The organism is Aestuariimicrobium sp. Y1814 (assembly GCF_050113895.1).
Classification (GTDB): Bacteria; Actinomycetota; Actinomycetes; order Propionibacteriales; family Propionibacteriaceae; genus Aestuariimicrobium.
This window is the reverse complement of sequence record NZ_JBNJRW010000001.1, coordinates 48,662-71,267: the sequence shown is the minus strand read 5'-3', so window position 1 is coordinate 71,267 and position 22,606 is coordinate 48,662. Positions and strand designations below refer to the sequence as shown.

General features: G+C 68.3%; 26 protein-coding genes. 10 read left to right on the top strand and 16 right to left on the bottom strand.

Translation table 11 applies throughout. The features are described from left to right. Positions 1-27 precede the first annotated feature (27 nt). Positions 28-1,962, top strand: a complete 1,935-nt coding sequence (gene glgB, locus ACQE3C_RS00370; protein ID WP_434537210.1) for a 1,4-alpha-glucan branching protein GlgB — start codon at positions 28-30, stop codon at positions 1,960-1,962. After that, on the top strand, positions 1,955-2,743 hold the full coding sequence (locus tag ACQE3C_RS00365) for an NUDIX hydrolase (RefSeq protein WP_434537209.1): 789 nt from the start codon (positions 1,955-1,957) through the stop codon (positions 2,741-2,743). The genes glgB and ACQE3C_RS00365 overlap by 8 nt, the downstream gene beginning before the upstream one ends. Here the strand turns inward: ACQE3C_RS00365 and ACQE3C_RS00360 are convergent. Next, a complete protein-coding gene (locus tag ACQE3C_RS00360; protein ID WP_434537208.1) occupies positions 2,737-4,185 on the bottom strand; it encodes a sugar porter family MFS transporter in 1,449 nt (482 codons plus the stop codon). The genes ACQE3C_RS00365 and ACQE3C_RS00360 overlap by 7 nt on opposite strands. Before the next feature lie 108 nt (positions 4,186-4,293). On the opposite strand from ACQE3C_RS00360, the gene ACQE3C_RS00355 reads away from it, so the two are divergent. Together ACQE3C_RS00355 and pgm are read left to right on the top strand one after the other, a co-directional pair. Continuing rightward, positions 4,294-5,229: a tetratricopeptide repeat protein gene (locus ACQE3C_RS00355; protein WP_434537207.1), complete on the top strand. Its 936-nt coding sequence runs from the start codon at positions 4,294-4,296 to the stop codon at positions 5,227-5,229. Positions 5,230-5,277: 48 nt separating this feature from the next. Continuing rightward, a complete protein-coding gene (gene pgm / locus ACQE3C_RS00350) occupies positions 5,278-6,909 on the top strand; it encodes a phosphoglucomutase (alpha-D-glucose-1,6-bisphosphate-dependent) (protein WP_434537206.1) in 1,632 nt (543 codons plus the stop codon). Here the strand turns inward: pgm and ACQE3C_RS00345 are convergent, their stop codons facing one another. The 3 genes from ACQE3C_RS00345 to ACQE3C_RS00335 are packed head-to-tail and all read right to left on the bottom strand — an operon-like array spanning position 6,910 to position 8,174. Further along, positions 6,910-7,428, bottom strand: coding sequence for a ferritin (locus ACQE3C_RS00345; RefSeq protein WP_434537205.1), 519 nt, complete (start codon positions 7,426-7,428; stop codon positions 6,910-6,912). It lies immediately after the preceding gene. Positions 7,429-7,465: 37 nt separating this feature from the next. Beyond that, positions 7,466-8,011, bottom strand: a complete 546-nt coding sequence (locus ACQE3C_RS00340) for a PH domain-containing protein (protein WP_434537204.1) — start codon at positions 8,009-8,011, stop codon at positions 7,466-7,468. 16 nt (positions 8,012-8,027) lie between these two features. Next, the gene (locus ACQE3C_RS00335) at positions 8,028-8,174 is read right to left on the bottom strand and encodes a hypothetical protein (RefSeq protein WP_434537203.1); all 147 of its coding nucleotides are present in this window, start codon (positions 8,172-8,174) and stop codon (positions 8,028-8,030) included. 175 nt (positions 8,175-8,349) lie between these two features. Here ACQE3C_RS00335 and ACQE3C_RS00330 point away from each other — a divergent pair, with 175 nt between their 5' ends. The 3 genes from ACQE3C_RS00330 to ACQE3C_RS00320 all read left to right on the top strand — a co-directional run bounded on the left by ACQE3C_RS00330 (position 8,350) and on the right by ACQE3C_RS00320 (position 11,599). Further along, positions 8,350-9,603, top strand: a complete 1,254-nt coding sequence (locus ACQE3C_RS00330) for an amidohydrolase (protein WP_434537202.1) — start codon at positions 8,350-8,352, stop codon at positions 9,601-9,603. Positions 9,604-9,697: 94 nt separating this feature from the next. Then, positions 9,698-10,135 (top strand): methylmalonyl-CoA epimerase, encoded by a 438-nt coding sequence (mce, locus tag ACQE3C_RS00325; protein WP_434537201.1) that lies wholly within the window; start codon positions 9,698-9,700, stop codon positions 10,133-10,135. Between the two features lie 123 nt (positions 10,136-10,258). After that, positions 10,259-11,599 carry a DivIVA domain-containing protein gene (locus tag ACQE3C_RS00320; RefSeq protein ID WP_434537200.1) on the top strand — a complete coding sequence of 447 codons (1,341 nt, stop codon included), beginning with the start codon at positions 10,259-10,261 and terminating at the stop codon, positions 11,597-11,599. A 3-nt stretch (positions 11,600-11,602) separates the two neighbouring features. On the opposite strand, the gene nucS is transcribed toward ACQE3C_RS00320, so the two are convergent. Then, on the bottom strand, positions 11,603-12,352 hold the full coding sequence (gene nucS, locus ACQE3C_RS00315) for an endonuclease NucS (protein WP_434537199.1): 750 nt from the start codon (positions 12,350-12,352) through the stop codon (positions 11,603-11,605). Positions 12,353-12,387: 35 nt separating this feature from the next. Between nucS and ACQE3C_RS00310 the strand changes: the two genes are divergently transcribed. Together ACQE3C_RS00310 and ACQE3C_RS00305 are read left to right on the top strand one after the other, a co-directional pair. Then, positions 12,388-12,678, top strand: a complete 291-nt coding sequence (locus ACQE3C_RS00310; protein ID WP_434537198.1) for a hypothetical protein — start codon at positions 12,388-12,390, stop codon at positions 12,676-12,678. Next, positions 12,679-13,467: an alpha/beta fold hydrolase gene (locus ACQE3C_RS00305; protein ID WP_434537197.1), complete on the top strand. Its 789-nt coding sequence runs from the start codon at positions 12,679-12,681 to the stop codon at positions 13,465-13,467. It begins immediately after the preceding gene. Positions 13,468-13,473: 6 nt separating this feature from the next. On the opposite strand, the gene ACQE3C_RS00300 is transcribed toward ACQE3C_RS00305, so the two are convergent. Next, the gene (locus ACQE3C_RS00300; protein ID WP_434537196.1) at positions 13,474-14,043 is read right to left on the bottom strand and encodes a peptidylprolyl isomerase; all 570 of its coding nucleotides are present in this window, start codon (positions 14,041-14,043) and stop codon (positions 13,474-13,476) included. Between the two features lie 122 nt (positions 14,044-14,165). Here ACQE3C_RS00300 and ACQE3C_RS00295 point away from each other — a divergent pair, with 122 nt between their 5' ends. After that, a complete protein-coding gene (locus tag ACQE3C_RS00295) occupies positions 14,166-14,795 on the top strand; it encodes a cob(I)yrinic acid a,c-diamide adenosyltransferase (protein ID WP_434537195.1) in 630 nt (209 codons plus the stop codon). Here ACQE3C_RS00295 and ACQE3C_RS00290 read toward each other — a convergent pair. From ACQE3C_RS00290 to ACQE3C_RS00245, 10 genes are all read right to left on the bottom strand, one after another. Further along, complete coding sequence (locus ACQE3C_RS00290; RefSeq protein WP_434537194.1) at positions 14,784-15,242, bottom strand: DUF2550 domain-containing protein; 459 nt, start codon at positions 15,240-15,242, stop codon at positions 14,784-14,786. The genes ACQE3C_RS00295 and ACQE3C_RS00290 overlap by 12 nt on opposite strands. Before the next feature lie 113 nt (positions 15,243-15,355). Further along, a complete protein-coding gene (locus tag ACQE3C_RS00285) occupies positions 15,356-15,763 on the bottom strand; it encodes a F0F1 ATP synthase subunit epsilon (protein ID WP_434537193.1) in 408 nt (135 codons plus the stop codon). 2 nt (positions 15,764-15,765) lie between these two features. Beyond that, on the bottom strand, positions 15,766-17,226 hold the full coding sequence (gene atpD, locus ACQE3C_RS00280; RefSeq protein WP_434537192.1) for a F0F1 ATP synthase subunit beta: 1,461 nt from the start codon (positions 17,224-17,226) through the stop codon (positions 15,766-15,768). Between the two features lie 27 nt (positions 17,227-17,253). Beyond that, positions 17,254-18,153, bottom strand: a complete 900-nt coding sequence (locus ACQE3C_RS00275) for a F0F1 ATP synthase subunit gamma (RefSeq protein WP_434537191.1) — start codon at positions 18,151-18,153, stop codon at positions 17,254-17,256. Positions 18,154-18,156: 3 nt separating this feature from the next. Further along, positions 18,157-19,791, bottom strand: a complete 1,635-nt coding sequence (gene atpA, locus ACQE3C_RS00270) for a F0F1 ATP synthase subunit alpha (RefSeq protein ID WP_434537190.1) — start codon at positions 19,789-19,791, stop codon at positions 18,157-18,159. 58 nt (positions 19,792-19,849) lie between these two features. After that, the gene (locus ACQE3C_RS00265; RefSeq protein WP_434537189.1) at positions 19,850-20,644 is read right to left on the bottom strand and encodes a F0F1 ATP synthase subunit delta; all 795 of its coding nucleotides are present in this window, start codon (positions 20,642-20,644) and stop codon (positions 19,850-19,852) included. Between the two features lie 2 nt (positions 20,645-20,646). After that, complete coding sequence (locus ACQE3C_RS00260; protein ID WP_434537188.1) at positions 20,647-21,207, bottom strand: F0F1 ATP synthase subunit B; 561 nt, start codon at positions 21,205-21,207, stop codon at positions 20,647-20,649. An 8-nt stretch (positions 21,208-21,215) separates the two neighbouring features. Next, positions 21,216-21,437: an ATP synthase F0 subunit C gene (gene atpE, locus ACQE3C_RS00255; protein ID WP_434537187.1), complete on the bottom strand. Its 222-nt coding sequence runs from the start codon at positions 21,435-21,437 to the stop codon at positions 21,216-21,218. Between the two features lie 82 nt (positions 21,438-21,519). Further along, positions 21,520-22,308, bottom strand: a complete 789-nt coding sequence (gene atpB / locus ACQE3C_RS00250; RefSeq protein ID WP_434537186.1) for a F0F1 ATP synthase subunit A — start codon at positions 22,306-22,308, stop codon at positions 21,520-21,522. After that, positions 22,308-22,589, bottom strand: a complete 282-nt coding sequence (locus ACQE3C_RS00245; RefSeq protein ID WP_434537185.1) for an AtpZ/AtpI family protein — start codon at positions 22,587-22,589, stop codon at positions 22,308-22,310. Before ACQE3C_RS00245 ends, atpB begins: the two co-directional genes overlap by 1 nt. Between the last annotated feature and the right edge of the window lie 17 nt (positions 22,590-22,606).

Genomic DNA, 22,606 nt, shown 5'->3' with positions numbered 1-22,606 from the left:
AGTCATCGCAGCGCAAGGGGGCACAAAATGGCATTCGACTTTCACGGTGACCTGCGTGGGTGGGACTTCGAAGGGTTCCACCAGGGCGGGGACACGGAGTTGTGGAAGCGACTGGGTGCCCACAAGGTGACCATTCAGGATGACGAACGCGGCTCGGTCGACGGCGTCCGGTTCGCGGTCTGGGCCCCCAACGCCCGCCAGGTGCAGGTGATCGGCGACTTCAACTGGTGGACCGGTGACCAGATGACCCTGGTGCCCGGCTCGGGGGTCTGGGCCAGGTTCATCGAGGGCCTCGACGAGGGCACCCTGTACAAGTTCCGCATCGAGACCGCTGACGGGCGCTGGATCGAGAAGATCGACCCGATGGGCCAGTTCTTCGAGCAGTCACCGGCCAACGCGGGCATCGTGTATGAGTCGAAGTACCTGTGGGCCGACCAGGACTGGATGGACAAGCGCCTCCAGGCCAAGCACCATGCCGAGCCGATGAGCGTCTACGAGGTGCACCTGGGTGGCTGGCGCAAGGGGCTGAGCTACCTCGAACTGGCCGACCAGCTGGTCGAGTACGTCAAGTGGCAGGGCTACACCCACGTCGAACTGATGCCGGTCTCGGAGTACCCCTTCGACGGTTCGTGGGGCTACCAGGTCACCGGCTACTACGCCCCCACCAGCCGGTTCGGCAAGCCCGACGACTTCCGCCACCTGGTCGACAAGCTGCACCAGGCCGGCATCGGCGTGATCCTGGACTGGGTGCCCGGGCACTTCCCGAAGGACGAATGGGCCCTGGGCCGGTTCGACGGCACCGCGCTGTACGAGCATTCCGACCCCCGCCAGGGCGAGCACATGGACTGGGGCACCTACATCTTCAACTACGGCCGCAACGAGGTGAAGAGCTTCCTGGTCTCCAACGCGCTGTACTGGATCAAGGAGTTCCACATCGACGGCCTGCGCGTCGACGCGGTCGCCTCGATGCTCTACTTGGACTACTCCCGCGAAGACGGCCAGTGGGTGCCCAACCAGTACGGTGGGCGCGAGAACCTGGAGGCCATCGACTTCCTGCGCTACGTCAACAAGCACCTCTACGAGCGTGAGCCCGGGATCATGATGTTCGCCGAGGAGTCCACCAGCTTCCCCGGGGTCACCCGCCCCGTCGATGCCGGCGGCCTCGGGTTCGGGTTCAAGTGGAACATGGGCTGGATGAACGACTCCCTGCGCTACGTCGAGCAGGACCCCTTCCACCGCCAGTACCACCACCACCTGATGACCTTCGCCATGGTCTACGCCTACTCCGAGAACTTCATCCTGCCGATCAGCCACGACGAGGTCGTCCACGGCAAGGGTTCGATGCTGAACAAGGTGCCCCAGGACGACTGGCGCAAGTTCGCCACCCTGCGCGCGTTCTACTCCTTCATGTGGGCCTTCCCCGGCAAGAAGCTGCTGTTCATGGGCAACGAGTTCGCCCAGCGCGAGGAGTTCAACGAATCCGAGTCGCTGTCGTGGCACTACGCCGACACCCCGAACCACCACGGCATGAAGGAACTGTTCCACGACCTGAACCACATCTACCGCCGCGAACCCGCACTGTGGGAACTGGACAACGACCCCGACGGCTTCAGCTGGATCGACGCCAACGACGGGGCCGGGAACACGTTCAGCTGGGTGCGCCATTCCCGCAACGGCGAACTGGTCGCCTGCCTGTTCAACTTCTCACCGAACCCGAAGAACGAGCACCTGGTCGCCCTGCCCCGCCCCGGCACCTGGACCGAGATCCTCAACACCGATTCGACGGCCTACGACGGGTCGGGTGACTTCGGCAACTTCGGCCGGGTGATCGCCACCGAGACCCACGGCGGCACCGGCCAGGCCCAGGCCAAGGTGTGCCTGCCCCCGCTCGGTGCGGTCTGGTTCAAGTGGGACGCCGGCGCCACCGCCGCCGACCCCGGTGACACCGGAACCGGTGCCTGACCTGCAGGTCCACCTCGAGCTGCACGGCGACGTCGGCAGGTTGCACTGGGATGGGCACCCGGAACCTGCCGTGCTGACCCGCGCCGTCTCGTTGTGCGCCGACGACGCCATCCTCGGCCAGGGTGCGCGCCGCGTCGAGGCCGAGGTCCAGGCCGGCGACTGGCCGGGACGCCGGGCGCTGCAACGGGCCGGGTTCCGGCGCGAGGGCATCCGCCGCCAGGCCCTGCAGGTCGGCGACAGGCACGTCGACACCCTGCTGTACGCACGGCTGGCCACCGACCCCGTCCACGGCCCGATGGGTTTCAGTGGCGTGATGAACTCCGTGCTGGCGACCAAGCGGGTGATCTCCCATGTGGTGTTCACCGACGAGCAGTCCCGGGTGCTGCTGCTGGAGACGACCTACAAGAAGGACTTCGAGCTGCCCGGCGGTGTCGTCGAACCGGCCGAGTCACCGCGCCGGGGTGCGATCCGGGAGGTCGCCGAAGAGATCGGGCTGGTCCTCAACCTGGCCGGGCCCGCCCTGGTGGACTGGATGCCGCCCTCGCTGGGCTGGTCGGACGCGCTGGAGTTCCTCTTCGACGCCGGTGTGCTCGACGAGCAGGCGGTGTCGTTGATGCGGCTCGACCCCGGCGAGATCAGGGCGGCCCACTGGTTGGCCGCCGACCAGTTGGAGGGGGCGGTCAGCGAGTTGTCGTCCCGCCGCATCCGCGCGGTGCTGGCCGCCCGGGTGCCCGGCCGGCGGGCCCCGGCGGTCTTCACCGAGGACGGCCGGGCCTACTGAACCCGTGCGCCCGCGCCCCAGCGCTGCCGGAACTGGGCCTCGATCTGTTCCAGGGATCGTCCCATCGTCTCCGGGACGCAGGCGATGGTGAACGCGAGCGTGGCCACGTTGATGACGGCGAAGACACCGAAGGTCGCGGCCACCCCGAACTGGTCGACCACCAGCGGGAAGCTGAACGTGATGATGGCATTGGCCACCCACATCAGGAACACCGAGGTGCCCATGCCCACCCCGCGGATGTGCAGCGGGAAGATCTCCGAGAGCAGGATCCAGGTCACCGGGCTCACCGCCCCCTGCTGGCCCAGCAGGAACAACAGCATGAACACCAGTACGGTGTAGGACCGGGCCGAGCCCGCCTCGATCACGCTGGAGCTGACCGCGATCATGGTCAGCGCCGCGATGATGGTGACCAGACCTGCCCCCAGCAGGCGACGTCGTCCGATGAACCTGACCAGGAACAGGCCCGCGACCGCCGCCAGCACCGAGACCACGCCGTTGGCGACCGTGGCGGTGATGGCGGCATTGCGTGACAGGCCGCCCTCTTCGAGGATGGTTGGCGCGAAGTACATGATGATGTTGACGCCGGTGGTCTGCTGCAGCACCGCGATGCCGATGCCGATCAGCAGCACCCGCCGCAGCCAGCCCTCGGCCACGTCACGCAGGCCCCCGGGGGAGGCCAGCCGGTCCTCGGCGAGGCTGGTGCGGATCTCTTCCAGCTCGGTGTCGAGCACCTCGGCCGGCTCGCCGGGGTTCAACTGTTCCAGCACGACCCGCGCGTCCTGGTCGCGGTCGGCCAGCGCGAACCATCGGGGTGTCTCGGGCATGAAGTGCATGCCGATCCACAGCAGGATCGCCGGGATCGAGGCGATGCCGAGCATCCAGCGCCAGTTGTCATTGGCCTCGGGGAAGGCATTGGCGATGACGGCGTTGGTGATGTAGGCCAACAGCTGGCCCGAGACGATCATCAGCTGGTCGACCGCCACGATGGTGCCCCGATGCTTCTTCGGGGCGATCTCGGCCAGGAAGACCGGCACGGTCGCCGAGGCCCCACCGACCGCCAACCCGAGGACGACCCGGGCGACCAGCATCGTCGCCACATTGGGGGCGAGCGCGGTGCCCAGCGCCCCCAGCAGGAAGATGACCGCCAGCACGAGGAGGTTGTGGCGGCGCCCGTAGCGGTCCGAGAACCGTCCGCCGACCAGGGCGCCGAATGCGGCACCGACCAGCAGGGTGGCGGTGACCAGCGACTCGTCCAGCGTCGACAGCGCCAGCCCGCCCTCGTCGCTCGACAGCCGCATGAACGGCAGCGCGCCCGAGATCACCCCGGTGTCAAACCCGAACAGCACCCCGCCGAGGGTGGCCACGGTGATCACCAACCAGATCGGCCGCCGTCTGGTGGGCACCCCGGGGTGGCGTGGCTGGTCACGTGCGGTGCTGGTCACCCCCTCATTGTGGTGGGCGGCCCCGGTGGTGGCGATGGGCTTTCACCCTCGGCACAACGCCCCGGCAATGGGGTTGGGCAGTCCCCGGATGCTGGTTGAATGGGAGCCATGACTTCTGCTGCTCCCCACGCCGGCGATGAGCGCGGCGCCGTTGACCTGTCCGCCCTGGCCGCCACTGCCGCCGGGTCCCCCGCCCAGCCCGGCCAGTCCGGCCAGTCGTGGGTCGTGGAGGTCACCGACGAGACCTTCGACCAGGTGGCGCAGCAGTCCCTGCAGTACCCCGTCGTCCTCGAGCTGTACTCGCCCCGCGACCAGCAGGGTCCCCAGGTGAGCCGGGCACTGGCCGACCACACCAACGCCAACCAGGGCCGCTGGCTGCTGGGCCGGGTGAATGTCGACACCTCGCCGCGCATCGCCCAGGCCGTCCAGGCCACGGCCGTGCCTTATGTCCTGGTGCTGCTGGCCGGCCAGGCGGCGCCGCTGTTCCAGGGCACCCGCCCCGCCGCCGAGATCACCGCCGCCCTCGACCAGGTCGCCCAGGTGGCCCTCGCCAACGGGATGTCGGGCCGGGCACCGGCCCAGGGCGGCGCCCCCGCCACCACCCCCGACTCCCCCGCCGAGCCGGTGGTTGACCCGAAGTATGCCCCCGCCTATGACGCCATGGAGCAGGGCGACTACGCCGCTGCCCTGGCCGAGTTCGACAAGCTGCTCACCCAGACCCCCAATGACACCGAGGCCCAGTCGGGCCGGGCGCAGGCCGCGCTGCTGGCCCGCTCCCTCGACGTGGACACCGAGAAGGTCATGGCGGCCGCCGAGGCCGACCCGACCGATGTGGAAGCCCAGCTGGCCGCCGCCGACCTGGAGGCCATCTTCGGACGTTACCCCGAGGCCTTCGACCGGCTCATCGGGCTGATCGGCACCCTGCGTGGTGAGGACCGTGAACCCGTCCGGGTGCGGGTGCTGGAGCTGTTCCAGACGCTGCCCGCCGGTGACCCCGTGGTCACCCGCGCCCGTCGGGCCCTGAGCACCGCACTGTTCACCTGAGCGCGCCCACCCCCCACATCGCCGGGCACCAACTGGCAGGATGTGGTCATGGCTCACGAACGCGCGGGGCTGCCCGCCCAGGAATCTGATCTCATCGACGTGGATGCGGTCCTGACCGCCTACTACGACCTCACCCCGGACCCGTCGAACCCTGACCAGCAGGTCGTCTTCGGCACCTCGGGCCACCGTGGCTCGAGCCTGGACACCGCCTTCAACGAGGCCCACATCGCCGCCACCACCCAGGCCATCGTGGAGTACCGCGCCGGCCAGGGGGTGACCGGGCCGCTGTTCATCGCCAAGGACACCCACGCCCTGTCTCTGCCGGCCTGGAAGACCGCCATCGAGGTGCTGCACGCGCACGGGGTGGCCACCTTCGCCGAGCGTGAGGACGAGTACACCCCGACCCCGTCGTTGAGCCGGGCGATCATCCGGTACAACCGGGAGCACCCCGAGGCCCAGGCCGACGGCATCGTGGTCACCCCGTCCCACAACCCGCCCCGCGACGGCGGGTTCAAGTACAACCCGCCCAACGGTGGGCCCGCCGACACCGACGCCACCAGCTGGATCGCCGCGCGCGCCAACGTACTGCTGGTCGACCCGGCCGCCATCCGGCGCACCCCCTACGAGCGTGCCCGCGGTGAGGTGACCACCTACGACTACCGCAGCGCCTACTGCGAAGAGCTCAGCCAGGTGGTCGACCTGCAGGCCATCCGCGACGCCGGGGTCCGCATCGGTGCCGACCCCATGGGTGGCGCGTCGGTGCAGTACTGGGCCCACATCGCCGAGACCCTGCTGCCCTCGATGACCGTGGTGAACGACCAGGTCGACCCGACCTGGCGGTTCATGACCCTCGACACCGACGGCAAGATCCGGATGGACTGCTCCTCGCCGAACGCCATGGCCTCGCTGATCAACCAGCGCGACAAGTTCGACATCGCCACCGGCAACGACGCCGATGCCGACCGCCACGGCATCGTCACCCCCGACGCGGGACTGATGAACCCGAACGCCTACCTGGCGGTGGCCATCCAGTACCTGTACACGCACCGCCCGCAGTGGTCCAGCGACTGCGGGGTCGGCAAGACCCTGGTGTCCAGCTCGCTGATCGACAAGGTCGCCGCCGACATCGGACGACGCCTGGTCGAGGTGCCGGTCGGCTTCAAGTGGTTCGTCCCCGGGCTGATCTCGGGGGACCTCGGCTTCGGTGGCGAGGAGTCGGCCGGGGCGAGCTTCCTGCAGTTCGACGGTGGCACCTGGTCGACCGACAAGGACGGGCTGATCCTCGACCTGCTCGCCTCGGAGATCATCGCCAAGACTGGGAAGACCCCCAGCCAGCACTACTCCCAACTCGAGGACCGCTTCGGCAAGTCCTACTACGCCCGGGTCGACTCCGACGCCAACCGGGAGCAGAAGGCGCGCCTGAAGCAGCTCTCGCCCAGCGACGTGACCGCCACCGAGCTGGCCGGGGAGCAGATCACCGCCATCCTCACCGAGGCCCCGGGCAACAATGCCGCCATCGGTGGCATCAAGGTCACCACCGAGAATGCGTGGTTCGCCGCCCGGCCCTCGGGCACCGAGGACAAGTACAAGATCTACGCCGAGTCGCTGACCAGCCCCGAGCACCTGGCCCTGGTTCAGGAGCAGGCGCGCGAGGTGGTCAACGCGGCGCTGGGGGCCTGATCAGCCCTCGTTGTTCTCGGTGGTTCCGGCCTGCCGCTGGCCCAGCTCGGAGTCGAGCCGGAGCAGGCCGGAGCCGTCATCGCCGATCAGCTTGAGGCGGCCGATGATCTCCGAGACGGTGGCCTCCTCCTCGATCTGCTCCTCGAGGAACCAGTCGAGCAGCGGGCGGGAGTCCAGGTCACCCTCGGAGTGGGCGGAGCGGTAGAGGTTGCGGATCGCCTCGGAAACCTTCTCCTCGTGGGCGAGGGCGGCCTCGAAGACCGCCAGGACCGAGTCGAAGTTGGCCGGCGGCTGCTCGCCGGCGCCGATGCGGGGGTGCATGCCGCGGTCGACCATGTGGTCGATGAACTTGTTGGCGTGCACGATCTCTTCGTCGGCCTGGTGGCGCAACCAGGCAGCCATGCCCGGCAGGTCACGCACGTCGACCTCGATCGCCAACTGGCGGTAGGTGGTGGCGGCCCCCAGCTCGAGGGTCACCTGGTCGTTGAAGGCTGCTTCCAGCGTCGGTGTCATCTTCATGCCGAAAGCCTAGTCCTCGGTTGAGGGGTCGACCCGGTCAGTCCTCGTCCTCTTCGGTGGGCTCGGGCATGCGGATGTTGGCGCGCAGGCCGGCACGCTGGATGACCCGCTGGATGGTCAGGTCGCGGGCCTCGGGGTCACCGACGAACTGGATCTCACGCAGGCCCTGGTCCTGGGCGGCCGACTCGAAGGTGATGTGGCCGTAGCCGAGCAGGCGACCGATGAACGGCTGGTAGACCGAAATGTCGAGGATCCGGCTCATCGGCATGGTGGCGAGGTGCTGGCTGAGCACCCCGTTGACCCGGAACACCCGCATGTTGGTGATCACGAAACGGTCCATGAACTGGATGTGGATGCCGATCATGCCAGCGATGAAGAAGCAGATGCCGATGACCAGGCCGATCCAGAAGAAGGGGCCCATCAGCACCATGGACATGAAGATGGGCACCGCGAGGGCGACCATCAGCACGGGCAGCACCGAGGCCGCCCAGTGCTTGGGCACCTCGTCGATGATGTACTCCCCCTCGTCGACCAGCAGGTGCCGGTCGACGTCAGGGTCGAGGAAGCGACGCAGCAGGCGCACTGCCCACGCCGTCGTCTCAGCCCGCGAGGGCGCGGAACAGGCGGGCGATCCCGCCGAAGAAGGTCTTGACCGCCTCTGCCGACTGCTCCGGCTGCGTGAAGATGTAGTACAGCAAGAAGGCAGCCACCAGGGCCAGCAGAATCTTCTTGATCCAACTCGTCATGGGCAATCTCCCAAGGGCAGGCGGCAACTCGGTCGGGCGCCCGGGCCAGCCGGGCGGGGAAGGTAGCGCGACAGGTTGCCCCAGCCTGGACTGGGCAAGACCTATCCTGCGCCATTCTGCCTCATCGTGGCCCACCGTGGCCACCATCACCCGGTGTGTCGCTATCGTGGCGACCATGACTGACTCCGCCACCGTCCTCGCCGGCCTCGACGAGTTGCGCCCCCAGCTCGAAGAGCTCTACCAGCACCTGCACGCCCACCCGGAACTGTCCAACCAGGAGGTCGCCTCCGCCGCCCGGATGGCCGAGGGGCTGCGGGCCAGCGGGTTCGAGGTCCACGAGCAGGTCGGCGCCTCCACCGGGGTGGTCGGCATCCTGCGCAACGGTGAGGGTCCCGTGGTGCTGCTGCGCGCCGACATGGACGGCCTTCCCGTGCTCGAGGACGAGAAAGTCCCCTACCGCTCCCGGGCGCGGGGTACCTGGCAGGGCACCGATGTCCCGATCATGCATGCCTGTGGCCATGACACCCACATGACCGCGCTGCAGGGCGCCACCCGGCTGCTCGCCGACTCCACCGACGCCTGGTCGGGCACCCTGGTGGCGGTCTTCCAGCCCGCCGAGGAGGTCGTCGCCGGCGCCTACGGCATGGCCGAGCAGGTCAAGGAACTGGTGCCCCACATCGATGTCGCCCTCGGCCAGCACGTCTGGCCGGCGCCCGCCGGCACGGTGCACACCGCAGCGGGCCCGGTGATGGCCAGCACCGACGGCTGCAACATCACGATCCACAGTCGCGGCGGCCACGGCTCGCAGCCGGAGAACACCGTCGACCCGGTGGTCATCGCCGCCCACATCGTGGTGCGCCTGCAGACCATCGTCTCGCGCGAGATCGCCCCCCAGTCGATGGCTGTGGTCACCGTCGGGCGGCTCAACGCCGGCAGCAAGGGCAACATCATCCCGGCCACCGCCGAGATCGAGATCAACATCCGCTCCTACGACGAGGGGGTGCGGGCCCACCTGAAGCGCTCCATCGAGCGGATCGTCAACGCCGAGTGCGCCGCGGCCGGTGAACCGGCCCGCGCTGAGTTCGAGTGGATCACCCCGGCCCCGGTCACCGACAACGACCCGCCGTCTGCCGAGCGGCTGGGGGCGGCCTTCGACGCGGCCTTCGGTGACGACCACTGGGACCTGGTGCCGGTGGCCGGCTCGGAGGACTTCGGGGTGCTCGGCGACGTCTACCCGGCGCCCTACGTGTTCTGGTTCTTCGGCGGGTTCCCCAGAGACGTCTACGAGAAGGCCCTGGCCCAGGGCACCCTCGCCGAGGACGTGCCCTCGAACCATGCGCCCAACTTCATCCCCGAGATGCAGCCCACCCTCGACACCGGTGTGCGGGCACTGGTCGTCGCCGCCATGGAGTGGCTCGCACGCCGCTGAACGGTCCGGTGAATCCCCACCCCGCCCGCCTGACGGCGATGCCCGGGTGAAAGAATGGGCCTCATCAACAAGGACCTACACCAGGAGGATCAGCATGGCGAATGACGACCTGTTCATCTGCATCGACCACGTGGGGCTGGCCGTGCCCAACCTTGACGAGGCCATCACCTTCCACACCGAGAAGTTCGGCTGGCGGGTACTGCACCGCGAGACCAACGAAGAGCAGGGTGTCGAGGAAGCCATGATCGGCACTGGCTCGCAGCTGCCCGAGAGCGCCCAGATCCAGCTGCTGGCCCCCCTGAACGAGAACTCCACCATCGCCAAGTGGCTCAATCGCAACGGCGGGCCCGGCATGCAGCAGCTGTGCTACCGAGTGAAGGACATCGACGCGGTCTGCGCCACCCTGCGTGAGCGTGGCCTGCGCCTGCTCTACGACGAGCCCAAGGTCGGCACCGGCGGTGCGCGGATCAACTTCGTCCACCCCAAGGACGCCGGCGGCGTGCTGCTGGAGCTCACCGAGCCCGCCAGCTGACCCAGCCCCTCGCCCGACCCCGGCACGGCGTGTCTGCTTCGGCAGGCACGCCGTGTCGTGTCCCGGGTGGCTGCTAGCCTCGTCGGTAGACCAGATGCCCCCCACCGGTGGAGAGGAACCAGCATGAGCAGCGACCCCCGGACGAACATTGACGAGGTCATCGAGGAGACCGGACTCAACCTCTTCGACGACCGCGCCAGCGCCGCCGGCGGTTTCCCCAACAGCATGCTGGGCTACGACCGCCACGAGGTTGACCGCTACGTCCGCGAGATCGAGAAGGAAGTCAGCACCCTCAAGCAGCTGGCCCGCCACCTGCGCCGCGAACTGGTCAACGCCCAGGACGTCGCCGGCGCCGAGACCGACTTCACCCGGCTCGGCTCCCACGCCACCGGGATCCTGCGCTCGGCGGAGGCCCAGGCCGGTGACCTGGTCGCCAAGGCCGGGGTGGAGGCCGAACGCATCAAGGAGGAGGGCCGTCGGGTCGCGGCCGACCTGCGCGCCAACGCCCAGGCCGAGGCCGACGACATCCGCGTGGCCGGGTTGGCGAACCTGCGCAAGCTGCGCGCCGACCTCGATGCCGACTCCAAGGCCATGCTGCAGCAGTCGAAGGCCGAGTCGGCCGCCGCGCTCGAGGCCGCCCAGCGCCAGGGCGCGGCCATCGTCGCCGAGGCCGAACGCAATGCCGGGCGCATCATCGAGCAGGCCACCCTGGAGGCCACCAAGGTGCGCCACCGCGGCGAACGTGAAGGTGCCGAGGCGCTGGCGGCCGCGCAGCAGCAGGCCGAGCAGGTGCTCACCAAGGCCCAGGAAGAACATGCCGAGGCGAAGGACCGCGCCGCCCAGTTGCTCGCCGAGTCCACCCGCCAGCAGGCCGAGGCCCGTGACACGGTGTCCGCCGAGGCCGACCGCGCCCGCGACATCCGCTCGGCGGCGCTGGTCGATGCCGAACAGATCAAGGTGACCGCCTCCCGCGATGCGGAGTCCCAGATGGGGGCCGCCCACCGGCACGTGGCGATGATGAAGGACCGGCTCGAGGAGCAGTACGCCTGGCGCAAGGAGCAACTCGAACGTGAGGTCGCGGCCCTGCTGCAGCGCAAGCAGGCGATCATCGCCCAGATGAGCAACCTGCGGGAACTGGCCGGCGAATCGGCCATCGACTACCCGGACGCCGACCCGTTCAGCGACCGCGAACCGATCAAGGGCACCCCCCAGGAGGACCCCACCCAGGTCGAGACCCGGGTGATGAGCCCCATCGACGACCGTTCGCTGAGCGACCAGGAGCGCGCCGTCGAGGAGGACCAGGAGGTCACCCAGGTCGTCGGTGGCGACCTGCCGGAGGCCACGGTCGTGCTCGAGCCGGGCCAGGAGCCCGAGTCCCCTGCGAGCCCCGAGTCCCCTGCGAGCCCTGAGTCCCCCGCGAGCCCGGACACCCCCGCGCACCCGATCGACGACCAGGACGCCTGAGGGTCAGAACAAGCGGTTGGACGAGTCGTCCATGCCTCGCATGGCGTCGTAGTCCAGCAGCACGCAGCGGATGCCGCGGTCCTCGGCCAGGGTGCGGGCCTGCTTGGTGATCGACTGGGCGGCCAGCATCCCGGCCACCGGGGCCATCAGGGGGTCACGGTTCATCAGTTCCAGGTACCTGGTCAGCTGTTCGACGGCATCGATGCCGGCCTTGCGCTTGACTTCCACCGCGACATATCGACCGCCCGGCTCACCCGCCATGTCCACCTCGACCGGCGCGTCCTCGGGATTGCGCAGCAGCAGGTCGACCGGCCCGATCGGGGTCTGGTACTCGCGCTGCACCAACGCGTAACCCTCGCCGACGCTGCTCGGGTTCTCGGCGAGCAGGGCCTGCAGGTGTGCCTCGACGCCGTCCTTCTGCAGGCCGGGGTCGATGCCCAGGTCGTGGCTCGAATCGTGGAAGATCTCGCCCAGGCTGATCTGCAGGGTGTCCCCCGACGCAGCGGTCACCACCCACACCTGGGAGACCCAGGGGTCGACATCGGCGGTGGTGGCCTTCTCGTCCGGCTCGGGGTCGCGGACGACCAGGGTGCACGGCGGGCTCATCCAGTTCAGCGGCTTGTAGGCGCGGTCGTCGGCGTGGACGGAGACCGAGCCGTCGGCCTTGACCAGGATCAGCCGGGTGGCCATCGGCAGGTGGGCACTGAGGCGTCCGGCATAGTCAACCTGGCACTGGGCAATCACGACACGCACGCGGTCCACAGTAGCCCACCGGTAGGCTGGCACCCATGGCGCGACGATCCAACAAGCACCTGCGCACCGGCCGCGACTACCAGGCCCCGCGCCCCCTCAACGGCGGGCACGCGACCTCGGCACACAAGGCCGGCCAGCGCTGGATCGTACGCACCATCCCGGCGGCCGCCGCCACCAAGACCTACACCTGCCCCGAGTGCCTCCACCCCGTCCTGGTCGGGGTGGCCCACATCGTCGCCTGGCCGGACACCCCCAGCTTCGAGTACGACCGGGCCGTGGACGCACGCAGGCACTGGCACACCGCCTGCTGGAACAGGAAGCCCTGAATGACGCTGCACCACACCGAGGTCGGCAGCGGGTCGCGCCGCGTGGTCTTCCTGCACGGCCTGTTCGGCCAGGGCAAGAACTTCGGCGCCGTCGCCAAGGCGCTGGTCACCCGGCACCCCGACCTGCGCTGCGCCCTGGTCGACCTGCCCAACCACGGCAACTCACCGTGGACCGAACGCATCGACTACCAGGACATGGCCGACGAGGTGGCCGGGTTCATCCGCGACTGGGCCCGTGGCGAGCCGGTGGCGCTGGTCGGCCACTCGATGGGTGGGCGCACCGCCATGCAGGTCGCCCTTCGCCACCCCGAGCTGGTCGAGCGGCTGGTGGTGGCCGACGTCTCCCCGGTGGCCGGGCACAGCGAGAACGGGCAGTTCGCCGAGCTGATCGCCGGGTTGCGCACGCTGGACCTGGCTGCGCTGGAATCACGCGCCGAGGCCGACCGGTTGGCCTCCGGCCCCATCCCGCACCCGACGGTGCGCCGCTTCCTGCTCACCAACCTGCGCCACGGTGAGGACGGCTGGCGCTGGGCGGTCAACCTTGACCTGGTCGAGGCCCAGCTCGCCCAGGTCGGCAGCTGGCCCGACCCGGGCCCGGTGAGCTACCCGGGCAGGGTGTTGTGGGTCGCGGGCCAACTGTCCGACTACGTGCGCCCCGAGTACGAACCGGCGATGCGGGCCTACTTCCCCGCCACCCGCCTGGTCACCATCAAGAACGCCGGCCACTGGGTCCATTCCCAGCAGCCGGAGGTCTTCACCGGCCTGGTGGAGGCGTTCCTGTCCGCCTGACGACCCTCAGCCGAGCACGATCCGTACGATCGAGGCGTCGGCGATGGGGGTGGTCTGGTCGCCGGCATCCACGCCCTGGGAGGCGATCTTGCCGATGGTGACCAGCGATTCCTCGTCGATGCTGCCCAGGACCACGTAGGACGGCGGCAGCGGGGTGTCCTCCCAGCAGATGAAGAACTGCGAGCCGTTGGTGTCGGCCCCGGCATTGGCCATCGCCACGGTGCCACGGGGGTAGGTTTCCTGCCCACTCAGTTCGTCGGCGTAGTTGTAGCCGGGGCCACCGCGCCCGGTGCCGGTCGGGTCACCGCACTGCAGGATGAAGATGCCCTGGTCGACCAGCCGGTGGCAGGTGGTCTCGTCATAGAAGCCCTGCAGGACCAACGACTCGAAGCTGTTCACCGCGCAGGGGGCGTTCTCGCGGGGAAAGGTGAGCGTGACGTTGCCGGCTGCCATCTCCATGGTGGCCACCAGGGTGCCCTCGGTCGAGGCCCTGCTCGGCGGCACGTCCACCGGACGAGCAGCTCCACCGGCGGCCGGGTAGCTGCACTCGGTCACCGGCCCCGTTGGTTCGCTCACCTGGGCCCCCACGCGGCTGCAGGCCGTCAGGACGGGGGCCGCGAGGACCAGGAGGGCAACGACGATTCGGGTGAGTGCCGGCATGGGGACAAGTCTGGCATGAACCCGCGTAAGCTCGGGTCATGGTCAACCTCACCCGCATCTACACCCGTACCGGCGACCGGGGCAACACCCGCCTCAGTGACAACTCCGTGGCCCGCAAGACCGACCTGAGGGTGCAGGCCTACGGTGCGGTCGACGAGGCGAACTCGGTGATCGGGGTGGCACTGGCCAGTGGTGAGCTGCCCGAACCGGTGGCCGAGGTGCTGCGCGTGGTCCAGAACGAGCTGTTCGACGTGGGTGCCGACCTGTCCACCCCGCTGGTCAGTGACCCCGAGTGGGAGCCGCTGCGGATCCTGCAGTCCTCGATCGACCGGCTGGAGCGCTGGTGCGACGAGTTCGGCGACCCGCTGCCGAACCTGCGCTCTTTCATCCTGCCGACGGCCACGACGGTGGGCGCCGCCCAGCTGCACGTGGCCCGCACGGCCGTGCGCCGGGCCGAACGGATCGCCTGGGAGGCCGCCGAGGAGCACGGGCTCGACGAGGCCGGCACCAAGGAGGACCCCGGTGGCATCAGCTCCACGGCCATCATGTACCTGAACCGTCTCTCGGACCTGCTGTTCATCCTGACCAGGTCGGCCTCCACGGAAGCCGGCACCAAGCCGGAGGCAGAGACCTTGTGGGTGCCCGGCGGCCAGCGCTCAGAGCTGTAGGTCGGTCATCCCGAGGCCGGGGGGCGAAGCCTCCAACCAACTCATCAGCCCGGTCACCGAGGCTGGGGTCATCGCCAGTTCGTAGGTGCGGGGGTGGCCGCGGCGGTCCACCCCGGCCAGTGCGACGACCTGGTGGTTGGTGAACAGGACCATCGTCTCTTCGTCGGTCGGTGGGCGCTGGCCGGCCCAGCTGGTCTGCTGGCGGTCCAGCACCAGGCGCGGCCGGATGTCCCAGGAGAAGACGCGGTACCAGTGCAACTGCTCGCCGGCATAGCGGGCCATGCCCAGGTGCCAGTGGTGGCGCTTGCCCTCGACCCGCAGGGCGCAATCAAAAACGCCGCCCCGGCCCGAAAGCCAACGGCGACGCACGAACAGCCAGACCAGGAACAACAGACACAGGCCGATGATGATCCCCAGCACCACTTCGAGGGCCACCAGCCAATCCATGGATGAAAGCTACCCGATAGCCGGGCGGCGGTCACGCCATCATCCGGTCCGTGGGCAGACGCAACGACGCCGCCCCCGTCGGTGGACGGGGGCGGCGTCGATGTCGGGACCGGTCAGCCCTTCTCGGTCTTCGCGAGTGCCTTCAGCTGCGACTGGATCAGGTGGTAGCGCCGGGTGTCGTCCACTGTGGCATCACCGGAGTCGATGATCGGCTGCAGCTTGTCGAGCTCACGCCGGGCCTGGTCGCCGGAGATCTCGCGGGCCATGGTGGCCTCCTCGGTGAGGATGGAGACCCGGTTGCCGTTGACCGCGATGAAGCCACCGTTGATGGCCACGATCTCGCGGCGGCCATCGTCGGTGACGATCTCGGCGGCATGGGGCACCAGGCCGGCCAGGAAGTCCTCGTGGCGCGGCAGGATGCCGATGTCGCCCTCGGTGGTGCGCACGATCACATTGATCGAGTGCCCCTCCCAGACCAGGCGGTCGGCCGAGACGACCTCGACCTGCAGGGGTTCGGCCATGATCAGCGCTCCTTCTGGAGCTTGTCCCAGTTCTCGTACACCATGTCCATACCACCCACGTTGAAGAAGGCCTGCTCGGCGATGTGGTCGACCTCGCCGTCGCAGATCATCCGGAAGCCCTCGATGGCGTCGGGCAGGCTCACGAAGGAGCCCTCGACACCGGTGAACTTCTCGGCGGTGTAGGTGTTCTGCGAGAGGAACTGCTGGATGCGGCGGGCGCGGTTGACAATGATCTTGTCCTCCTCGCTCAGCTCGTCCACACCGAGGATGGCGATGATGTCCTGCAGTTCCTGGTTGCGCTGCAGGATCTGCTTGACCCGCACCGCGGTGTCGTAGTGGTCCTGGCCCACGAACTGCGGGTCGAGGATGCGGCTGGTCGAGGTCAGCGGGTCCACGGCCGGGTAGAGGCCACGCGAGGCAATCGAACGCGAGAGCTCGGTGGTGGCGTCCAGGTGGGCGAAGGTGGTCGCCGGGGCCGGGTCGGTGTAGTCGTCGGCCGGCACGTAGATCGCCTGCATCGAGGTGATCGAGTGCCCGCGGGTCGAGGTGATCCGCTCCTGCAGCTGGCCCATCTCGTCGGCCAGGTTGGGCTGGTAACCCACGGCCGAGGGCATCCGGCCCAGCAGGGTCGAGACCTCCGAGCCGGCCTGGGTGAACCGGAAGATGTTGTCGATGAACAGCAGCACGTCCTGGTTCTGGACGTCGCGGAAGTACTCGGCCATGGTAAGGGCCGACAGGGCGACGCGCAGGCGGGTGCCCGGCGGCTCGTCCATCTGGCCGAAGACCAGCGCGGTGTCCTTGAACACCCCGGCCTCGTCCATCTCGAAGATCAGGTCGTTGCCCTCACGGGTGCGCTCGCCCACACCGGCGAACACCGAGGTGCCACCGAAGTTGTTGGCGATGCGGAAGATCATCTCCTGGATGAGCACCGTCTTGCCCACACCGGCGCCACCGAACAGGCCGATCTTGCCGCCCTTGACGTAGGGGGTGAGCAGGTCGAGCACCTTGATGCCGGTCTCCAGCATCTCGGTCTTGGGCTCCAGGTCGGCGAAGGCCGGGGGCTTGCGGTGGATCGGCCAGCGCTCGGTGATCTCGAACTCGGAGGCGTCCTGGTTGAGGCAGTCACCGGTCACGTTCCACACGCGGCCCTTGGTGACGTCGCCGACGGGGACGCTGATCGGGGCGCCGGTGTCGCGCACCTCGGCGCCGCGGCGCATGCCGTCGGTCGGCTTCAGCGAGATGGCGCGGACCAGGTTCTCGCCCACGTGCAGGGCGGTCTCCAGGGTGATCTCGCGCTTCTCACCCATGATCTCGGTCTCGACCTTCAGGGCGTTGAGCAGGTCGGGCATGCGGTCAGCCGGGAACTCGACGTCGACGACCGGACCGATGACGCGGGCGACGCGGCCCACGCCCAGCTCAGCCGGCGCGGCGTTCTGATCGGCACTGAACTCAGTGGCAGTCATTTCTTCAACTCTCTCTTGTCGCTGCGCTCAGGCAGATTGGGTCAGGGCGTCGGCGCCACCGACGATCTCGGTGATTTCCTGGGTGATCATCGCCTGGCGTGCCTGGTTCTCATCACGGGTCAGGCCCTCGATCAGTTGCTGGGCGTTGTCGGTGGCCGCCTTCATGGCGCGCTGGCGGCTGGCCACCTCGGAGGCCGCGGCCTGCAGCAGGGCGAAGTGCACCCGGTTGGCCACGTACAGCGGCAGCAACTGGTCCAGCACCGTCTGCGGGTCAGGCTCCATGGTGTAGTGCGGGACGATCTCGCCCGGGCCCAGCGGCTCGACACCTTCGACGACCTCCAGCGGCAGCAGGCGGCGGACCACCGGCTGCTGCTCGATCATCGAGCGGAAGCGGGTGCCGACGACGTGCAGTTCGTCCACGCCCCCTTCCTCGGTGGGGGCCAGGAAACGCTCCAGCAGGACGTCGGCGATCTCCTTGGCGTCGGCATAGGTCGGCGACTCCGAGAACCCGAACCAGGTCTGGGAGACCTTGCGCTGGCGGAACGTGAAGTACTGGATGCCCTTGCGGCCGGCCAGGTAGAGGTCGACCTCCTGGCCCTGTTCGCGCAGGCGGGTGATCAGTTGCTCGGCGGTCTTGATGACCGACGAGGAGTAGGCCCCGGCCAGGCCGCGGTCGCTGGTGATCACCAGGACCGCGGCCCGCTGCGGGTTGTCAACGGCGGTCGTCAGCGGGTGCTCGGTATCGGAGTAGGTCGCCACCGCAGACAGCGCCCGCAGGAGTTCCCTGGAGTAGGGAACCGCCGCGTTGGCAGCGCTCTGGGCCTTGATGATCCGCGACGACGCGATCAACTCCATGGCGCGAGTGATCTTCTTCGTCGCCTGGACCGACCGCCTCCGCTGCCGGATCTCACGCAGACTGGACGCCATGGGTCAGCCTCGCTTCTGCCGAACGATGACCTCTTGGTCGATCTCGTCCTCATCGATGGCTTCGTGGGTTTCCGAGCCGACCAGCAGCTTGCCCTCCGAGGTGCGGAAGCCCTGCTTGACCGCGACCAGGGCCTGCTTGACCTGCTCGATGGCCTCGTCGGAGAACTTCTTGGTCTCGGCGATCTCGGTCAGCACACCGGTGTTGTGGCGCAGGTAGTCCAGTACCGCCTGCTCGAAGCGGCTCACGTCCTCGACCGGCACCTCGTCGAACTCGCCGGTGGTACCGGCCCAGATGCTGATGACCTGGTCCTCGACCGCGTAGGGCGAGTACTGGGGCTGCTTCAGCAGTTCGGTCAGGCGCGCACCGCGTTCGAGCTGGCGGCGGGTGGTCGCATCCAGGTCGGAGGCGAACATCGCGAAGGCCTGCATGTCGCGGTACTGGGCCAGCGAGATCTTCAGGGTGCCCGAGACCGACTTCATCGCCTTGATCTGCGCGGCGCCGCCGACTCGCGACACCGAGATGCCGACGTCGATGGCGGGACGCTGGTTGGCGTTGAACAGGTCGGACTGCAGGAAGATCTGGCCGTCGGTGATCGAGATCACGTTGGTCGGGATGTAGGCCGAGACGTCGTTCGCCTTCGTCTCGATGATCGGCAGGCCGGTCATCGAGCCGCCGCCGAGCTCGTCGGAGAGCTTGGCGCAGCGCTCCAGCAGGCGGGAGTGGAGGTAGAAGACGTCGCCGGGGTAGGCCTCACGGCCTGGGGGACGACGCAGCAGCAGCGACATGGCGCGGTAGGCCTCGGCCTGCTTGGTCAGGTCGTCGAAGATGACCAGGACGTGCTTGCCCTGGTACATCCAGTGCTGGCCGATCGCCGAACCCGCGTAGGGGGCGATGTACTTGAAGCCGGCGGGGTCGGAGGCCGGGGCGTGCACGATGGTGGTGTACTCCAACGCACCGGCCGCCTCGAGCTGGCCGCGCACCGAGGCGACGGTCGAGCCCTTCTGGCCGACGGCCACGTAGATGCAGCGCACCTGCTTGGTGGGGTCGCCGGACTCCCAGTTGGCCTTCTGGTTGATGATCGTGTCGATCGCGATCGCGGTCTTGCCGGTCTTGCGGTCGCCGATGATCAACTGGCGCTGGCCACGACCGATCGGGGTCATGGCGTCGATGGCCTTGATGCCGGTCTGCAGCGGCTCGCGGACCTCCTGGCGGTCCATCACGCCGGCAGCCTGGATCTCGAGGGCGCGGCGGCTCTCGGTGGCGATGTCGCCCAGGCCGTCGATGGGATTGCCCATGGCGTCGACGACGCGGCCGAGGTAGCCGTCACCGACCGGCACCGAGAGCACCTCACCGGTGCGCCGCACCAGCGAGCCCTCCTCGATGCCCTCGGAGTCACCGAGCACGACGACGCCGATCTCACGCACGTCGAGGTTCAGCGCGATGCCCAGGGTGCCGTTGGCGAACTCCAGCAGTTCGTTGGCCAGGGCCGAAGGCAGGCCGGCAACGCGGGCGATGCCGTCACCGGAGGTGACCACGGTGCCGACTTCGTCGCGGGTGGCCGTCTCCGGGGTGTAGTTCTGGACGAAGTTGTCCAGTGCGTCACGGATCTCCTCCGGACGAATCGTCAGTTCCGCCATAGCGTCCCTACTCTTTCCTCACTGCACCCGACTGTCGGCGGGCACCGAATTGTCTTTGTCAGGCGATCTGTCGTCGCGCCGCATCGAGGCGACCGGCAACGGTTCCCTCAATGACCTGGTCACCGATCTGCACACGCAGGCCGCCGAGCACCTGGGGGTCGACCTCGACCTGCAACTCCACCGGACGACCGGCGAGCTTCAGCAGGGCTTGGCGCAACCGCGCAGTCTGGTCGTCGTCCAGCGGCCGTGCGGCCGTGACCTTGGCGATGGTGCGGTTGGCCAACTCAGCCCCCAGGTCCCCGTAGGAACCCAGGGTGAGACCCACGTTGCGCTCACGGGCCTTGAGGGCGCGCTTGGCCAACCTGACCGTGCCCTCCCCCACCTTGCCGCCGAGCAGCTGGTCAACCAGCCGTTCCCGCAGTTCCAGAGGGGCATTGCGGTTCTCGATGGCGTCACGCAGCTTGGGGTCACCAGCCACGGTCCGGCCGAAGTGGAACAGCTCCTCGTTGACCGCCTCGAGCCCACCGGCGGCCTGGGCGAGTCGCAGCTCGGCCCGGACGCCCTGGCGCTCCAGCGCGGAAGTCAACTCGTTCGCAGAGCCCCAGTGCAGTCCTGCCGCCTTGGCCACCACTCCCACTGCCTCGGCGCTGATGCGTGACCCGAACAGTCGGTGCACGAGCGCCTGCTTGGCCTCAGCGGGGGCGGCGGGATCACTGAGTGCCCGCTGCAGTCCCGATGACGCGTCGAGGGAGTCGACCACGCTGAACAGCTCGCCCGACAGCGTGTGGCTGGCCGGGACCTGCTCGACGTAACGGTCAAGCTCGGCGGTGCGAGCCTGTGCACTGGCGCTCATGGTCAACTCCCCACGTTGGAGGACTCGGCCCTGGCGGCCTCGGCCTCGATCTCGGCGATGAAGCGGTCGACGGTGTTGCGGGTGCGCTGGTCGTCCTCGAGGGACTCACCGACGATCTTGCCGGCCAGGGTGGTGGCCAGGCCACCAACCTCGGTGCGCAGTTCCTTCAGCACCGACGCCTTCTCGGCCTCCATCTGCGCCTGGGCCTGGGTCACGATGCGCTCGGCATCCTTCGTGGCCTGCGCGCGCATGTCGGAGACGATCTGTGCGCCCTGGTTCTTGGCATCCTCGCGGATGCGGGCTGCCTCCTCGCGAGCTTCGGACAGCTGCTGCTTGTACTCGGCCAGGGCCTGCTCGGCCTCGACCTGCGCCTGCTCCGCACGCTGCATGCCACCCTGGATCGCGTCCGCACGCTCGGCGTACATGGCCTCGAATCGCGGGGCGACCGCCTTCTGGATGACGATCCAGATCAGGACGGCCAGGATGATGCCGACGATGAACTCGGAGATGTGGCTGGGCAGCAGCGGCCCGAGGGCCAGGGGCACCCAGTTCTGGGCAACCACGGCTGGGCTCACTGGATGACGAGGGCGAGGGCGATCGCGATGATCGCGAGGGCCTCGACCACGGCCATGCCGATGAAGGCGGTGCTCATCATGGCGGAGCGAGCCTCAGGCTGACGAGCGGTTCCGTTGATGACCGACGCAAAGATCCAGGACACACCCAGGGCCGGGCCCAGGGTGGCGAGGGCGTAACCGATCATGTTGATGGAGCCGCCGATTTCCATGGGGGTCATGTTTGTCTTCCTTCTCTGTGGTTTCCCTCCGGCCTTTGCCGGATGTCTGGTGGGGGAACTTGTGGGGGTTGGGTGCGGGGCCTCAGTGGGCTTCCGCGATCGACGACGAGATGTACTGCGCCGTCAGGACGGTGAAGATGTAGGCCTGCAGGGCACCGATGAACAGCTCGAGGAACAGGATCGCGAAGCTGAACAGGATCGAGATGACACCTGAGACGTTGTAGAACAGGTTGCCCGCGGTGAGCAGCAGGATCTCGCCGCCGAACACGAACACCATGACCACCAGGTGGCCGGCGAACATGTTGGCGAAAAGACGCAAGGACAGCGTGATCGGGCGCACGATGAAGTTCGACAGGAACTCCAGCGGGATGATCATGATGTACAGGTAGGGCGGCACACCCTCGGGGATCAGCTGCAGCTTCAGGTAGCGCAGCCCGTGGCGCTGGAAACCGGCCCCGACGTAGACCAACCACGCCAGCGCAGCCAGCGCGTAGGCGTACCCGATCAGCGAGAAGGTCGGCAGCATGAAGACGAACAGCTCGCCGAACCAGTTGTTCACCAAAGTCCACGAGAAGATCATCAGCAGGAACGGCAGGAACTTGCGGAAGTCGTGGCCCAGCATGTCGCGGGCGATGCCGTTGCGGACGAAGTCGTAGATGAACTCCGCGCCGAACTGCAGCTTGGTGGGGACCACCTTGAGCCGGCGGCTGACGATCACCCAGAACAGGATGATGATGACGGCCGCGATGACCGCCTGGATGAGGGGCTTGTTGATCCAGGTCGTGCCGAACAGGCCCGGGAACTGGAAACTGTGGGGCCCGGGGGGCCAGGCGTGCTCCCCCTCAAGAGGGATGAATGGGGACAGCAACATCACTGCTCCTTCTCCGAGGTCTGGTTCCGACGCCCCGAACCAGCCGTCTCAGGCTCGGACGAGTAACGCTTGATCACGAGGTACATACTGGTGACGAATCCGAGGACGAGCCCGACGGGCAGCATCCAGGCCTGGCCCAGGTAGTGGGCACCGGCCCAGCCGAGCCCGCCGTAGAACAGGATTCCCGACAGGAAGTAGCTGAGCGCGACCATCCCGTCCCCGGTGGGGGCCGGGTGGTGGGGTGCTGGCGCAGGCTGCACCGTCGGAGTCTGCTCGTCCATGTCGGGGCTGACTCTAG